15 protein-coding genes and 1 pseudogene are annotated in these 15,598 nt (G+C 67.7%); 4 read left to right on the top strand and 12 right to left on the bottom strand.

Going from position 1 to position 15,598, the window contains the following annotated elements:
- From Q1V87_RS04375 to Q1V87_RS04330, 10 genes are all read right to left on the bottom strand, one after another.
- Positions 1-614 (bottom strand): DUF222 domain-containing protein (locus Q1V87_RS04375; protein ID WP_300591001.1); only part of this gene is annotated, 614 nt, incomplete at its 3' end.
- 66 nt (positions 615-680) lie between these two features.
- Positions 681-1,094, bottom strand: coding sequence for a VOC family protein (locus Q1V87_RS04370; protein WP_300591000.1), 414 nt, complete (start codon positions 1,092-1,094; stop codon positions 681-683).
- Entirely contained in the window at positions 1,091-1,438 is a 348-nt protein-coding gene (locus tag Q1V87_RS04365) for a DUF2200 domain-containing protein (RefSeq protein ID WP_300590999.1), read from the bottom strand. The genes Q1V87_RS04370 and Q1V87_RS04365 overlap by 4 nt, the downstream gene beginning before the upstream one ends.
- Before the next feature lie 22 nt (positions 1,439-1,460).
- On the bottom strand, positions 1,461-2,549 hold the full coding sequence (locus Q1V87_RS04360) for a crosslink repair DNA glycosylase YcaQ family protein (RefSeq protein WP_300590998.1): 1,089 nt from the start codon (positions 2,547-2,549) through the stop codon (positions 1,461-1,463).
- Between the two features lie 41 nt (positions 2,550-2,590).
- Positions 2,591-3,007, bottom strand: coding sequence for a GNAT family N-acetyltransferase (locus Q1V87_RS04355; protein ID WP_300590997.1), 417 nt, complete (start codon positions 3,005-3,007; stop codon positions 2,591-2,593).
- A gap of 53 nt (positions 3,008-3,060) precedes the next feature.
- Positions 3,061-3,960 (bottom strand): DMT family transporter, encoded by a 900-nt coding sequence (locus Q1V87_RS04350; protein WP_300590996.1) that lies wholly within the window; start codon positions 3,958-3,960, stop codon positions 3,061-3,063.
- A 74-nt stretch (positions 3,961-4,034) separates the two neighbouring features.
- Positions 4,035-4,757 carry an ABC transporter ATP-binding protein gene (locus tag Q1V87_RS04345; protein WP_300590995.1) on the bottom strand — a complete coding sequence of 241 codons (723 nt, stop codon included), beginning with the start codon at positions 4,755-4,757 and terminating at the stop codon, positions 4,035-4,037.
- On the bottom strand, positions 4,750-5,688 hold the full coding sequence (locus Q1V87_RS04340; RefSeq protein WP_300590994.1) for an ABC transporter ATP-binding protein: 939 nt from the start codon (positions 5,686-5,688) through the stop codon (positions 4,750-4,752). The genes Q1V87_RS04345 and Q1V87_RS04340 overlap by 8 nt, the downstream gene beginning before the upstream one ends.
- Position 5,689: 1 nt before the next feature.
- Positions 5,690-8,320, bottom strand: coding sequence for an FtsX-like permease family protein (locus tag Q1V87_RS04335; protein WP_300590993.1), 2,631 nt, complete (start codon positions 8,318-8,320; stop codon positions 5,690-5,692).
- Between the two features lie 3 nt (positions 8,321-8,323).
- On the bottom strand, positions 8,324-10,186 hold the full coding sequence (locus Q1V87_RS04330) for a hypothetical protein (RefSeq protein ID WP_300590992.1): 1,863 nt from the start codon (positions 10,184-10,186) through the stop codon (positions 8,324-8,326).
- 130 nt (positions 10,187-10,316) lie between these two features.
- On the opposite strand from Q1V87_RS04330, the gene Q1V87_RS04325 reads away from it, so the two are divergent.
- The 4 genes from Q1V87_RS04325 to Q1V87_RS04310 all read left to right on the top strand — a co-directional run bounded on the left by Q1V87_RS04325 (position 10,317) and on the right by Q1V87_RS04310 (position 14,078).
- Entirely contained in the window at positions 10,317-10,934 is a 618-nt protein-coding gene (locus Q1V87_RS04325) for a hypothetical protein (RefSeq protein WP_300590991.1), read from the top strand.
- A gap of 93 nt (positions 10,935-11,027) precedes the next feature.
- The gene (locus Q1V87_RS04320) at positions 11,028-12,548 is read left to right on the top strand and encodes an MMPL family transporter (RefSeq protein ID WP_366945405.1); all 1,521 of its coding nucleotides are present in this window, start codon (positions 11,028-11,030) and stop codon (positions 12,546-12,548) included.
- Positions 12,506-12,700 (top strand): winged helix-turn-helix domain-containing protein, encoded by a 195-nt coding sequence (locus tag Q1V87_RS16260; RefSeq protein ID WP_366945404.1) that lies wholly within the window; start codon positions 12,506-12,508, stop codon positions 12,698-12,700. The genes Q1V87_RS04320 and Q1V87_RS16260 overlap by 43 nt, the downstream gene beginning before the upstream one ends.
- Before the next feature lies 1 nt (position 12,701).
- Positions 12,702-14,078, top strand: coding sequence for a HAMP domain-containing sensor histidine kinase (locus Q1V87_RS04310; RefSeq protein ID WP_300590990.1), 1,377 nt, complete (start codon positions 12,702-12,704; stop codon positions 14,076-14,078).
- Here the strand turns inward: Q1V87_RS04310 and gnd are convergent.
- A complete protein-coding gene (gene gnd, locus Q1V87_RS04305; protein ID WP_300590989.1) occupies positions 14,066-15,124 on the bottom strand; it encodes a phosphogluconate dehydrogenase (NAD(+)-dependent, decarboxylating) in 1,059 nt (352 codons plus the stop codon). The two genes, Q1V87_RS04310 and gnd, sit on opposite strands and share 13 nt — an antisense overlap.
- A 90-nt stretch (positions 15,125-15,214) precedes the next feature.
- Positions 15,215-15,598 (bottom strand): annotated as a pseudogene (locus Q1V87_RS04300) (TIGR00341 family protein); the annotation flags it as partial.

The following is a 15,598-nucleotide window of genomic DNA, read 5'->3' as shown; positions in this document are numbered from 1 at the left end:
ATAACGAGAGAGCGCTGCGCCCGGGCATCCTCGTGCTGCGGTTCGACACCATCGGGATCGAGGTGCGCCTCGACGCGCGCCAGCAGCTTCGAGAGTTCGTCGGGCCGCATTCCGGGCGCAAGTTCCACGAGCTGCCGTTCTGCTTCGTCGATGCGCGCAGGGTCTACACGAAGGGCCAGCCGGTCGAGGAGTGTCACGATCGCCGCCGCCGGCGTCACCCCGAGGTCCCCCCGGGCGACAGACGCCGCCACGTACTGCCGCTTCGCGGGCAACGGATCACCCGTGAGCGTCATGCGGGGCGCGGTGGCCTCGCCGACCTGGACGATGCGCAAAGCCTCACCGATGCCGGTGCCGCTCGTGGTCGAAATCAGCGCGGCAGGCGAGGCAAACCCTTGACGCTTGGCGAAAGACTGCTTGCCGAGCTCACGCCGCGACTGACGAGCGATCTCGGCGGCAACCGGCGCGAATGCTGCATCCACGCGCCGCCGCAGCGCACCGTAAGCCTTGTTCACGGCAACGAGCTCAGCTGCAGTCAGCGACTCCGGCGACCGTTCGGCGCCGGCAGCAGCGAGCGCTTCCAGCGCTTCCGCGATGCCCACGAGCGAGTTCGTCATGCCTCGACATTAGAACATACCTCCGACATTCATCCCGGCGGTCGCCCCCTCCGTCGAGACCTGACGTCAGTCCTTCGCCTCGCGCGGCGGGTTGTGCATGAACTCGATACGGATGCCGTTCTCATCCTCGAGAAAGGATGCGTAGTACCGGGGCGTGAAGCGCGGATACCGCTTGGGATCGCGGACCGCGCCCCAGCCGGAAGCCACCGCCACCGCGTGCAGTCGGTCCACCTCTGCGCGCGAGCCGACCGCGAACGCGAGGTGCTGCCAGCCGACCCTGCCATGCTCGTGCGGACCGCTCCCGGGGTCACGAGCGGGATAGAAGATGAGTTCCGTCTCGCCCGGTCTCGTCCAGAACACTGTGGACCCGGCATCCGTGCGAACGTAGCCGAGCTCGGTGAGCACCGGCTCGAATCGGTCAGCAGTCGCCGCGACGTCGGCGACCGAGATACCCAGATGATTGACGAGCGGCAACGTCACGCCTGCCGGAGGATCTTCGGCATCGCCTTGCCCTTGGCCAGTTCGTCGATCAGCTTGTCGAGGTATCGGATCTTCTGCATCAGCGGATCCTCGATCTCCTCCACACGAACGCCGCAGACAACCCCGGTGATCGCCGAGACGCGCGGGTTGAGGTCGGCACCCGCGAAGAACTCCTCGAACGTCGTGCTCTCGTCGAGGTGTCGCGCCAGAGCGTCGTCATCGAAGCCCGTGAGCCAGGCGATGATCTCGTCGACCTCGCCCTTCGTTCGCCCCTTGCGTTCGGCCTTCGCGATGTAGAGCGGGTAGACCGACGCGAAGCTCGTGGTGAAGATCCGGTGCGCCATGATCCGAGGGTACGCGCCGGGCCTATCGGCGTCCCGAGGCAAACACCACCGGAACACCGAGCCACTCTCCAAGGTCGCGAATCTCGGCATCCACCATCTCGCGCTCCTCGTCATCGAACGGGATCAGCTCGTGGACGGCCGAGACGACGAGGTTCTCTTTCTTCTTGTCGAGTTCGGCATCCAGCAGCGCCGAGAAACGGTCACCGATGAGGATCGGATGCACGAAGTAGCCGTACACGCGTTGGGCTTTGGGCTTGAACTGCTCGAGGATGAAGTCGAAATCGAACAGTTCGGCAAGGCGCGGGCGGTCGAAGAGCATCCGGTCGTACGGGTTGAGGATCGCGACGCGGCCCCCGGGGTCGTCGTCGAGGGCGGCGATCGCCTCGGGGTCAACGCGCCACTTCCACGCGCTCCCCTCGATCTCCGCCGGCTCCCCCGCCATGCCGACGTCGCTCCAGGGCGACTTCTGGCGCGCGATCCCGGCAGCTTGAAGGCGTCGCTGCTGCATCCGCTCTTCGGCTTCCTCGGGCGTTAAGGATCCGTCATCCGGACCGTACAACCGCTCTGCCAGGTCCCACACTCGCTGCCGGTTCTCGCGTCGGACCACTGCCACCTCGCCGATGACCGAGAGCAGCTCGAGCATCCGTGGCACCTGGTTCGATCCGTACCAGCCGCTCTCGTTGCTGCGCTGCACCACGCTGGTGTCAGGGATCTCGGATGCCAGCAGCGGCCCCTCGGCGCGTAGGCGGGCAAGCACATCCTTGCGAAAGGTGGCGTTTGCCTCGAGGTACTCGCGAGATGCGGCGCGCAGCTGCCGGGCACGCATCAGCGGCACCATGTAGGGCATCAGGCTGGAGGCGAAGAACCGCCCGTCGAATTCGAACAGCAGACGATCGTCTTCAACGGCCTTCTTCAGCTGACCTGGCTCATAGCCCCACCCGATTCGGCTCCAGAATGCGGTCTGTTCCGCGGGAGCAATGGTTGCGGTCGGGTCGATCTTGATGCTCCCGAGTTGCTCGGCGACCTCGACGACGTCGCCGGGACGATCGGCATCCAGCAACTGCGCACGCACGGCGATCCGGCGCGCTTCGTCCCGCGTGAGGCGATGCATTCCGCGAGCGTACCGCGCAGCCCCGACACGCGCCCGACGTGTCAGTGGGCTCCGAGAACCATGTACTTCTCGGGCGCGCGCACGCCTTCGAATCCGAACTGGGCGTACAGTCCGTGCGCGTCGGCGGTCGCCAGCATGACACGGCGGACGCCGAGCGGTTCGACGTCCGCGACGATCCCGGCCATGAGCGCCTTTCCGATGCCCCGGCCTCGGGCATCCGGAGAGACGAAGACATCGCACAGCCAGGCGAAAGTCGCGCCGTCCGTCACGATCCGTGCGTAGCCCAACTGCGCACCAGTCTCGGAGTCATAGATCCCGTAATTGCGGGAGTTCTCGATCGCGGCATCCTGCTGCTCGCGGCTGCGTCCTCGCGCCCAATACGACAGTTCACTCAGCCAGCGGTGAACCGTGACCCGATCGACACGGCGCGGGTCAGCCGAGAATTCGTATGCAGGCATGGGGATATTCTTCCCGAGAAGATCCGCCGGTCACGTCGCTGAGCGCGAGCTGGTCACCGCGACGGCTGCGTGATCGAGGCGAGCCGCCAGACCGCCCACATGGCGCCGGCGCCGGCAACGGCGAACACGCCGAAGCTCCACAGCGGCGCTCCGACTGCCTCGCCGAGCACGGTGATGCCGAGGATGACAGCAATGAAGGGGTCGACGATCGTGAGCCCCGCGACAACTGTCTGCGGGTTGCTCACGGTATGGGCTGTCTGCACGAAGTAGATCGACAGCGCGCCGGCAACCGCGATCCCGACAAGGCAGGCGATCGTCAGCAGGTTTGTGTCGTCGATGCTGAAGTCCTGAGAGGCCCAGGCGGTCTGGACGCGCAGGATGACGGTCTTGCCGAGGGTTGCGACGAATCCTGCGAACAGCCCGCCGAGCACGACGTAGGCAACGGGAGGGATGCCGCGCCGCCGCAGCCAAGCGAGTGCTGCGAAGGTCGCGGCAAGAACGACGAGCAGGATGATGAGGATCAGGATGAGCTCACGGTCGGTGATCGTCGTCTGCACGCTGACGGCGGCCGCGACACCGACGAACGCGGCAAGGCTCACCACGGCGACCGCGATCGCCACGATTTCGGGGCGGCGAGGCGGGCGGCGCGTGACGACCGCGGTGAGCGCAGAAGCGAAAACGAGCGCGATCACTCCCACCGGCTGGACGACGATAAGCGGGGCGAAAGCGAGAGCAGCCAGTTGCGCGAGAATGGCCAGCCCGAACAGCACAGACCCGAGGAGCCAAACGGGCGTCCTCGCGAGGGCCCAGAAACCCGCGACACCGAGGCGCCGTGAGCCCCCACCGCTGGCCCGTTCGACCCCGACCGATTGGAGGTGGTTTCCGACAGTGAGCAGCGCCGCCGACAGCACCGCAAGCGCGATACCGATGATCGGAAACGAACTCAGCTCCATGTGGATCCCCCGGTGTCTCGCCGTGTCACCTGGCGCTCAGGCTATCCGACAGCCCAGGATCTGAGAGGCGCTGATCATTCGGATGCCGAGGCCGGCGCGAGCAGGCTTCGCTCGGTGAGCACGCCGTCGTGGATCTCGAGCACGCGATCCGCGCGCGCCACGATCGATGGATCGTGGGTCGAGAGAAGCACAGCGACGCCGTCGTCATGCGCGACCGAGGCGATCAGGTCGATCATCGCCTCGGCAGTGTGTGAGTCGAGTTGGCCTGTCGGCTCATCGGCCAGCAACACGCGCGGCGACGCCGCCAGTGCTCGCGCGATCGCGACGCGCTGACGCTGCCCCCCAGAGAGTTCTGCCGGGCGCTGCGCAGCGTGGCCTGCGAGACCGACACGCTCCAGGAGTGCGCTGACGCGCTCGTCGCGCGCGCGGGGTTCTGCCCGGGCGATCCGAAGCGGAATCTCGACATTCTCCGCGGCAGTGAGCGCCTCGAGCAGCCCGAACGACTGGAAGATGAACGCGATATCGTCGCGCCTCACCCTGTCGAGGTCGCGCTCCGGGGCATCCGTGACCACCGTCTCTCCGACACGAACTGATCCGCTCGACGCCGACTCGATACCACCGAGGACGTGCAAGAGGGTCGTCTTTCCTGCCCCCGAGGGTCCGATGAGCACGACAAGCTCCCCCGGGTACAGCTCCAGGGAGGCGCGCACGAGGGCATGCACCTCGCCAGCCGGTGTGAGGTGGGTCACCGAGATGTCGGATGCCGTGACCACCGGCTCCACCGAACGCTCACTCATCTGCAGCCTCGTCTCGTCCCGTCGCTGCTCCGGCCGAGTCCGGTACCGCAGAGCCCTCGTGACCGGGCCGCACCGCGACATGATCGGCCTGAAGCTGTAGTCGCACCCGATCACGCAGGCCCAGGCTCGTCAGGTAGTCCGCCGGCAGCTGCATCCGCCCGACTCGGTCGAGCACGACGAACTCCTCGGCCATGGCGTGCTCGCGTCCGTCGTCATCGGTGTGAGTCCAGCGCAACACTTCGGTTGCCGTACGACCGTCCCGGATCTGGACAGTCCGCTGGACGTGCTCAGAGACCGCCGGGTCGTGGGTGACGATCAGAGCGGTGGTTCCCAGCTCGGCGTTGACCTGCTCGAAGGTGCGAAGAACCTCCGCCGATGCTTCCTCGTCGAGGTCGCCGGTCGGCTCATCGGCCAGCAGCACCCGAGGCTCATTGACCAGTGCGACCGCGATCGCGACGCGCTGCTGCTGCCCGCCCGAGAGCTCTGCCGGGTGCCGGCCTGCCAGGTGGGCAGCCCCGACGAGATCCAGCATCCGCAGCGCACGCTCCTTCGCACGAGGCTTGCGCCCGATGGCTGCGGCCAGCTCGACGTTCTCGAGCGCGGAGAGGTAGGGCAGCAGGTTCCGCGCTGTCTGTTGCCAGACGAAGCCCACCACATCGCGCCGGTAGGCCACGCGATCGCGGTTGGTCAGCGACGGCAGGTCACGGCCAGCGACCACAGCCTTCCCCGCCGTGGGGGTATCCAATCCCGACAGAATCGCCAGCAGCGTCGATTTGCCTGAACCCGAGGCTCCGACGAGTGCGACAAGTTCCCCGCGACCGACGAACAGGTCAAGGCCCTGGAGGGCCTGCACCTCGATATCGGCGACGGTGAAGATCCGCACGAGTCCTTCGCAGTGGATGTCGGCTTCAGCCGAGGGTGCTGGTGTCATCTCAGTCCTCCCCCATTCGCAGCACTGTCGCCGTCGAGGTCGCGCGAGCACTCAGCACGCCGCCGATCACGGCGAGGGCGAGAGCTGCCAGCACGATCGCGACGAGCGTAGCGCTCAGGACGGGATCGATGAAGAGCGAGGGCTGGCCGCCCCCACCGGTGAACGGGCGCAGATCGATGGAGAACACGATCAGAAGGGGCAACAGGATGCCGAGAGCCCCGCCAGCCACCAAGGCGGTGACTCCGAGCGGAACGAACTCCCACGCCACGACGCCGCGTGTCTCGCGGCGCCCCATGCCCATCGTGCGCAGCAGCGCAATGACGCGGGAGCGCGCATCGCGGGTCACGCCGGCCACGACGAGGACGGCAACCGCCGACAGCGCGATCGCGATACCGACCGCGCTGAGCAAGGCGACCCGCAGGGCCGTGACCGCCGGAGAACTGCGGATCTCGTCGGTTGAGGCATCCAGCAGACTTACCGAGAAGGTGCCGCCGACGATCTGACCGACGCGATCGATGACGGCAGCGGCGTCGTAGCCCGGCGCGACCTCGATCAGCACCGTGCGCGGGAAAAAGCCCTTGCCGGTGAGTGCGGTGTAGTCATCGGCCCCCATCACGACGAACTCCGACGAAGCCGTGAGACCCAGAATCTGCTCGATCGGTTCGGCTGCCTCCGCAGGCGCCCCCGAAATGGCGTTGATCGCTCCACCGAGCTCGGCCGCGAGCGCCGTCGAGGGGACGACCTGCACGGGGATCTCCCCGTCGGCGAGTCCCCCGGGGAAGGCTCCCACCATTCCGTCCTGCACAGCCGCGAGCGCCGTCGGATCGGTGGCGATGACCTCAGCGGTTACGCGGCCCCCGGGGCCCGTGACCGGCAGATAGTCGCCGCGCAGCAGGCCCGCGACGGCCGCGACACCCTCGACCCCCCGGATCGTGTCGAGCTGATCGGCATCAACGTACGGGCCGGAGATCTGGATGTCTGCGCCGACCATGCGCTCAGCCGCGACGACGGCGCCACGGTCGACGGTGGCAAGCACAACCGAGGAAAACACCGCGATCGCGACGGCCACGAGCATCGCGAGCACTGCCGCCGTCCCGGCAACCGGTTCCCGGACGGCGCGCGCGGCGCCCACGAGGCCCGTCGCTCCCCAGCGACGCCGTTGCAGACGCAAGGCCAGAGCGAGGGGGATCGGATGCAGCCGCACGACGATCAGCGCGAGCGCTACGGTCACCAGCAGCGGCGCGGCCACCGCGAGCGGATCGAGAGCTCCAGCGCCCGCGCCGCGGACCAGCAGCACGGTCACGGCTCCCGCGGCGAGCACGACCCCGAGAGCCTCCGTCGCCAGCATCGGCAGCGTGCGGCGCCTTCGATCGAGGTCTTCCCGACCGACAGCGAGGAGATGTCGGGGCAGTGCGAGAGCAAGTGCCGCGGCCGGAACCGCACCCGCGAGAACAGCGAGCGCGACAGGGAACCAGCCTGCGTCCGAGGGAACGAGGAAGACCCCGAGCGCGGCCGCAAGGACACTGGCGGGGATGCCGAGCAGCGCCCCCTCGAGAGCGAGCAGGCGCCGCAACTGGGACGAGGCGGCACCTCGCGCGGCCAGCAGCGCCAGCTGCTGACGACGCCGACGAACCATGAGCGCCGCCGCGAGCACCTCGAGCGAGAAGGCCACGACGACCGGACCGACCGCTGCGACCATGAGGATCGCGCGCGTAGCTTCGGTGCGCCCGATGGCGGTGCCGAGCGCGGTGACCAATCCGGACTCCAGCGAGACGCGGACATCACCGGCTGGACCGAGCGGCAGGGGCGAGGCGACGATCGCGCGAATCGCCGGAAGCAGCTGTGGGACGTCGACCTCGGCGGCGCCGTCGGCATTGACGGGGTACCACACGACCACCGTTCCGGGCGGGTCCAACGCGTCCCAGGTCCCGGGATCTATCCACGCGGCGGAGGTTGCCACGGGTCGCCGATTCCCGTCGTCGAAGACGGTTGCCGTGAGCGCCGTTGGCAGATGGAGCCAGCGCGGGTCGTCCGGATCGGTTGCTCGAACGGTTGCCGTCAATACCACCTCGAGCGGTGCGGTCGCGGTGAGAATCGTGCGCCGCTCTCCGATCGGCCAGTCCATGGTGCCGGCAGCGTCTTCGCTGAGCGCGATCTGCAGCGTCCCGCTCCCCAACCACTCCTGCGGCCACGAGCCGTTGACAACCTGCAGGTGTGCGAGGGCATCCGGCTCAGCCATGAACTGGACGTCGGCTAAGGGCGAGGTCGGCGCCAGAAGGTCGGGGGTCGCCCGCAGCGGATCCGTGTATACAGCGACCTGGCCGTCACCCACGAGGCCCTGAACGATCGACGGCCACTGATCGCTCGCGCCCGACAGTGACGATTCCAGGCCCAGGATGCCGCCCTCGGGCACGACTGCCGACACCGTCCCCGTCAGGTCTCGCGTAGTCGGGGCGAGCTGACCGACCTGGTGAGCAACCTCGTCCCGGGTGACCTGGACCAGCAAGCGCGGCGCTGCGGAGATGAGCAGCGCCGTCATCGCAGCAAGAACGACGATGACCGTTGCAGCCCCACGGGACACACCGAAGCGACGCCGCAGCAGGCGGAGAACCAAAAGGCGATCCGGCCGCATCCGTCACTCGTCCTCTCGGACCAGTCGCGCGAGCGCTCTCGGAAGACGCACCCACCAGGCAATGGCGAGTCCACCGACCAGCAGCACCGCCAGCAGCGCGAGCAGGGTGGGACCATCGACCTGGATGCCGACGGGATAGGCAGCGGGAAGGTTACCGGATGCCCACCTCACCGCCGCAGGTACCGTCACTACTGCCGTTACCGCGCCCCCGATGATCCCGGCAACGAAACCGACGACAAGGGCTGTCGTGTTCTGCGCTGCCACCACCGTGGTCGCACCACGCCTGCCAGCGCCGACAATGGCCAGCAGCGCCGCCTCACGAGCATCGGTCCCGCTGACTCCACCGCGCAGGACGAGCAGCGTCAGGGCGATGAGGACGGACCCGATCGCCGATACCTGAAGAACCGATCCCTGCCCGACCCGGTCTGCGGCGACAGCCGGATCGGGAGTGAGCACGACGACCTGCGGGTAGTCCCGTTCGATCAGAGCGGCTGATGCACTGGGGTCGTCGGAGGCAAGCCAGAGTTGATTGGGTTCGACCGACTCCCCCGACACAACGGTCAGACGCGCGAGGTCTACGACAAAACCCCGCGAGCCCGGGGTTCCCGGGATCACGGGGACCACGCCGGCGATCACCATGTCAGCCGTGAGCGTGGGCGAGGAGGCGTCGAGGGCGAGGGAGTCGCCCTCGACGAGTCCCAGATCGTCGGCGACGTCTTGCGACACCAGGGCCGGAACCCGTCCAGCATCCGCAGGCCGACTGAGGCGTTCGAACCAATCGCCCGGATCGACGACACCGGGGATCTCCGTCATCACCTGGGAGAGCTTGTCGGATTCCAGAGCCAGGATCGGGACCCGGTCACGATCTGAGCGCGTCGAAGGCATACTCGCAACCAGTTGGCGGCCTTCCATCGCGGCCTCTGCCCGGGCTGCGTCCGCGATAGCCGAGGGCGCAACGTCGACGGGGATCGTCACGACCCGAAGGTCTGAGCCCACTCGCAGGGATTCGGGCCCGTCTCCGAGCCCGTCAGCGCTGGAGATGTAGGCGGCTGCCACGACGCTCATCCCCACGGCAATGGCGACAGCGACCATCGACGCAGCGGAGCGGCCAGGACGGCGAGAGAGTCGCCGCAGTGCCGTGACGACGATGAGGCCACGCTTCCTGGCAACGGCCCGACTCAGCATCCGGAGCACGGAAAGAGCGAGAACTGTCGATGCCGCGGCAACGACGAGCAGGAGCAGGGACGGGGCCAGGAACGAGAGGGGGTCCACACCGAAAGTCAGCAGGCGCCAGGTCGCCACCCCCGTGATGATGGCGATGACAACGATCACAGCGATGGCTACCGCGACGGCCCTCGTCGGCGGATTCTCGCGCCCGGCAAGCACACCGGCACTCACCGAGGTGCCGACGATGATCATCGCAACACCCGTAGCTGTCAGGGCGATCTGCGGAACGGTCGTCGTCAGGGCCCACACCAGCAGACCCGCTCCGAGAGCACCGGCAACGCTTGACACCGTCGTGACGACGGCGGTTTCGACTACTGCCATCGTCACCAGCCAGCGCGGCGCCATGCCGCGGGCCAGCAGCAGTCTCGTCTCGCCGGCGCGTGACCGCGTGACCTCGACCGTCGAAAGCACGACCGCCAGGGCGATCGATAGGGCGAGCAGCCCGACCGCGACCGCTGCGACTCCGCCAGACCCGCCCGTCGTGAGCCCGTCCGCCGTCGCGCGGTCGACCCGGGCGGCGTCCACGGTGGTCGCAGCAGCGACCACCGTGCCTGATAGTCCCGCGAAAACTGCCATCGCGACAAGCGACGCGCGTGCCGATGCGGCGCGGCGGAACGCGAAACGGATGACTCCGCTCACGTGCGCCTGCTCCGCATCCTGGCACTCTAGCCGAGGGTCAGAGTGCCGAGAACACCGCCGGGAGCGGTGCGTCAGTCACCCGTCAGCGCACGGTTCGCCATCCGGAAGGTCGTACGGCTGCGATGGATGAGTGAACAAGCGAGCATGGACCTGGGGCGCCATCGGCGCCGCAATCGTCATCGGAGCCGTGGTGGGATCGGAGCTGATCGTCCGGGCGAACATCGACACGAGGATTGACACCGCCACCTCCGGATTCACCGTCGAGGGGCTCTCTGTCTCCTCTGGTCCGACGCCGGCGATATGGCAAGCGCTCACCGGTCGCGTGGATCTGCAGGTCATGGTCGACAGCAGTGCCGTGGCGGCGATGGCCGCATGCCGGTTCGATACCCCCGTCGACGTCCGGATCGAGCCGACTGGCCTGTCTGTGACGGTCGAGATGCCGTACCGCGGAAGGACGATCCCGACCACGATCGGCTTTCTGCCCTCATCCACTCCCGACGGATGGAAGCTCGTGCCGAGCTCCGTCACCGTCGCCGGATTCGAGGTACCACCGGCCATGCTCTCACGGGCAGGTGACGCAGTGCCCGCAGCTCTCATCGACGGGATCGAGCTCCCGAGTGACCCGGACGCGATAGCCGTGACGACGGTATCCCTGGCACAGGACGAGCTGACGCTCTCCGTAACGGCTCCGGCTTCGGCATCCGGCGCGAGTGGTCTTGCCGGACCGCTGGCCGGGTGCGCGGACTGAATCGTCAGCTTTCCGTCAGGTTCGCCGAGCGTGGGCGGTCAGGTCGGCGGTCTCGACTGGTGACTACCGCATCCGCTCGCCCGGAAGGCTCTCATGTCACTTGCCCTGCACCGGCTCGGCCACCTGGTCGCTCGCCATCGCCTGCTCGTCATCATCGGATGGCTGGTCGTGATTCTCGCGCTCCTCGGCGCAAGCCGCGTGGCCGGAACCGCTTACGCCGACAACTTTTCGGTGCCCGGCACCGAGTCGGAGGTCGGACAGACCGTCCTCGAGGAGCGTTTCGGGTCATCGGCCGCGGGCGCGAGTGCACAGCTCCTCTTTCGCACCGACTCGGGGTCGATCGAGGATGCCGATGCCACCGCGGTGGTGCAAGAGGCCCTTGAGAGCATCGAAGACGTCCCCGGTGTCGCGAACGTCAGCAGCATGGACCGGTTGCAGATCGACGAGAACGGCGACGCAGCATTGGCCACCGTGCAGTTCGAGGATGAGAAACCCTCCGACGAGACCCTGGATGCCGTGTACGAGGCCGCGATCGTCGATGAGAACGGCGTGACCTCGACGATCGGAGGTTCGGCCTACGGCGAAGGCAACCCCGAGATATCGCACCTATCGGAGGTCATCGGCATCGTCGTCGCCCTGCTGGTGCTGTTCGTGACGTTCGGCTCATTCCTCGCGGCCGGGATGCCAATCCTCGCCGCCATCGCGGGGGTCGGCGCGACGATCAGCATCCTGGCTCTCGCGTCACACGTCGCGGACATCTCGACGGCGACCCCGTCGTTCTCGACGATGCTGGGGCTCGCGGTTGCGATCGACTACTCCCTGTTCATCCTGTCCAGGCATCGGCAAGAGCTGGCTGCCGGCCTCGAGCCGCGGGAAGCGATGTCTCGGGCTTTGGGGGCCGCCGGCGGTGCCGTGGTCTTCGCGGGCCTGACGGTGATTGTCTCGCTCCTCGGGCTGTCGGTCGTCGGCATCCCCGTGCTCACCGTCATGGCCTTCGGCGGGTCGCTCGCGGTTGCCACGGCGGTGCTCGTCGCTCTGACACTGTTGCCGGCACTCGCGCTGCTGGCCGGCACGCGACTCACACCTCGCCCTCGACGGACGCGACGCCGCGCCACCGCCCCGGCATCCGGCGAGCGGAGAACACTCTCGAGCCGCTGGGTGCGGATCGTGACACGCGTTCCCGCGCTGACCATCGTGCTCGTTGTCGTCGGCGTCGGCGCACTCGCGCTGCCGGCAGCCCAGCTGGCGCTCGCGCTGCCGGATGCCAGCACCAAGCCGGTCGGTACGAACAGCCACGACCACTTCGATGCGGTGGCCGAGACGTTCGGGCCCGGGTGGAACGCGCCCCTGCTCGTAACCGTCGACATCCTCGAGTCCACCAATCCAGCGCCGTCGAGGTCATCGCCCGGATCGAGACGCTCCTGCGCCGCACAGCGCTCACGGAACCCGACCCTGAGGACGCCGCCATCCGCGTCGCCGACCTCGTGCTTGACGAACAGCGTCACCTGGTCGAGCGTGGCGGGACGCGCATCGACCTCTCGCCGACGGAGTTCCGGCTCCTGCACATGCTCATGGCCAACCCCGATCAGGTCCTGTCCAAGAGCCAGATCCTGAGAGAAGTGTGGCTCTATGACTTCGGCGGTGAGGCCAACGTCGTCGAGCGCTTCATCTCGAGCCTGCGGCGCAAGCTCGATGCGCATGGAGACCCGCTGATCGAGACGGTGCGCGGCTTCGGTTACGTCCTTCGCACGGATGCCGGTCGCTGACGTGCGATCGATCAGGGCGCGGCTGACGGTGACCCTCGCTGTCGTGATGGTGGCTGTGGTGCTCGGCGGCGCGGTCATCGCCTCCTTCGCGATCTTTCCACTGCTGAGCCAACGCGACCTCACCCAGCTCGAGAACACGGCGCAGCGGATGACCGCGGGGCTGGATGCGACCGGGGGCGCGGTCATCTCGAGCGAGACCGTGCAGCGCATCGCGGCTGACTCGCTCGGCATCATCCTTCTGGGCGATGATGGCGTGCTGACGGCCGCCGGCATCCCAGAAGCAGACGTTCCCACGATCGTGGCTCGCGCGGCTCACGAGCCGACCGATATCGATGGCCGGTACCTCGCCGAGACGATCGACACGACGGGGCTCGCGCTCTCGTTCAGTGAGAACGCGAGCGATGTTCCGGTGACCTCGGCAGTCCTCGTCGTGCGCACGACCGATCGCGAGGCCAATGGCGTTCTCCTGATCTCGGCGCTCTCGGTGACAGCGGTCGTGACGACCATCATCCTCATCATCGCGGCGGCGATCGTCGTAGGCCGCGGCCTTCGCCCTCTCACCGCGATGGCTGAGCACGCCGAACGCATCGCGGAGGGCGATCTCACGCTGCGGCTTCCCGTCGAGAGCAGCGGCGATCCGGCCATCGCGCGGATGGCGAGCACCGTGAACCTCGCCTTCGACGTGCAGGAGGATGCCGAGAACCGCATGCGCTCATTCGTCGCCGATGCCTCGCACGAGCTGCGCACCCCGCTGACCACGGCCAGCGGCTGGGTCGAGCTGTACCTTCGGGGTGGCCTGACCGACCCCGACGCCCTCGCGGAAGCCATGGCGCGCGTGGAGCGACAGCTGGGGCGCATGCGACTCCTCACCGACGAGCTGTCCCTGCTCGCGCGGACCGACTCCGGCCGGCCCCTCGAGAACACCCCGGTCGATCTCGCCGCGGTCGCGGCGGAGGTGGCCTCGGATGCCCGCGTGCTGCATCCTGAGTGCCGGCTCACTGTCGACACCGATGGCCCCGCGCCCGTCCTCGGCGACGAACCCCGCCTGACCCAGGTGGCGCGGAACCTTGTGGGTAATGCGCTGCAGCACACTCCCGCGGATGCAGAGGTCACCATCAGCACTCGCGTGAACGCCGATCGCGTCATCCTGCGCGTGCACGACACTGGCCCAGGGATCCCGGCCGAGCAGCTCCCCCACGTGTTCGAGCGGTTCTGGCGGGGCGATTCCTCCCGCCACTCCGCGGGATCTGGCCTCGGACTTGCAATCGCCCATGCCCTCGTGAGCGCGCACGGCGGCATTCTGCGCGTGACGAGCGCGCCGGGCCAGGGCACAACATTCGAAGCGAGCCTTCCGGCGCTCGACGTTCAGCCGGCCTGATCGGACTTCCGCGCGCCGGCCTCCAACACATCGCCGGTGGGGAGTTCGTGGTGGCCACCGAACTGCAGGCGCATCGCCGAGAGCAGCTGGTTGGCGTAGTGATCTTCGTCACGGGATGCGAACCGCTCGAACAGCGCTGCCGAGAGCACGGGAGCGGGTACCCCGGTGTCGACGGCAGCCTTGACGGTCCAGCGACCTTCACCGGAGTCGGAGACCCGGCCGGCAAGTCCATCGAGCGTGGGGTTCTCTTCGAGAGCCGCGGCGGTGAGGTCCAGCAGCCACGACGAGATCACCGATCCGCGGCGCCACAGCTCGGCAACCTTGGGGGTGTCGATCGTGAACTGGTAGAACTCGGGCTCTTCCAGCGGGGCGATCTCGGCAGAGTGCTCCGCTTCACGGACTCCCGCGTCAGCATTCTTGAGAATGTTCATGCCCTCGGCGAGCGCGGCCATGATCCCGTACTCGATGCCGTTGTGGACCATCTTCACGAAGTGGCCGGCCCCCGATGGGCCGCAGTGCAGGTAGCCGAGTTCTTCGGGGGCGTAGTCGCCGGCGCGTCCCGGCGTGCGCTCGATGTCGCCCTTGCCAGGCGCGATGGTCTTGAGGATCGGCTCGATGCGGTCGAACGCCTCGTTCGGACCGCCGACCATGAGGCAGTAGCCACGCTCGAGGCCGAACACGCCACCGCTGGTGCCGGCATCCACGTAATGGATGCCCTTCGGCTTGAGCTTCGCAGCCCGGCGGACGTCGTCGCGGTAGTTGGAGTTGCCGCCGTCGATGATGATGTCGCCGGGCTCGAGCACCTCGGCTACCTGGTCGACAACGTCGCCCGTGAGGCCCGCGGGGATCATGAGCCAGATCGCGCGCGGCGCCTCGAGCTTGCTCGCCATGTCGGCAAACGACTCCGCGCCCGTCGCACCCTCACCGGCGAGGGCGGTGACGGCATCCGCATTCACGTCGTAGACGACGCACTCGTGCCCGTCGTTCATGAGGCGGCGCACGATGTTCGCGCCCATTCGTCCGAGTCCGACCATTCCCAGTTGCATGTGCGGTTCCTTACGTTGTCGATGTCGACTGGCGCGGCTACCCGATCCGGAAGCTCATTCGCAGTCTAGAGAGCCCGCTGAGGTGAATCGTTAGCGGATCGCGTACTCAGCCTCGGTCTGCACGCGAACCGATACGCCGACGAAATCGGGCAGCTTGTCCAGCGCCGACGCGAGGTCGTCAGTGCCGGGGATCTCACCGTCATCGGTGACCACATCGATCGTTGCGTTCAGCCCGACCCAGTGGATATCCGAAATGGATGCCGTGGGATCGACGCTAATCCACTCCTGGGAGGCATTGCGGATCGTGAGCCCCCACGAGGTCAGGGCGAAGGACACGATCGTGTTGAACGCGAGCGGGATGACGACGATGACGGCGGCGATGCCGACGATGACGTAGGCGCGCCTCCGCCGAGCGGTCGGAAGCGAGCTCGGCTCGCGGGCATACCCGGCGAGCGTAAAGACGACGCTCCCTGC

It is taken from the genome of Microbacterium sp. (assembly GCF_030149085.1).
Classification (GTDB): Bacteria; Actinomycetota; Actinomycetes; order Actinomycetales; family Microbacteriaceae; genus Microbacterium.
This window is presented reverse-complemented; position numbering and strand designations above follow the sequence as displayed.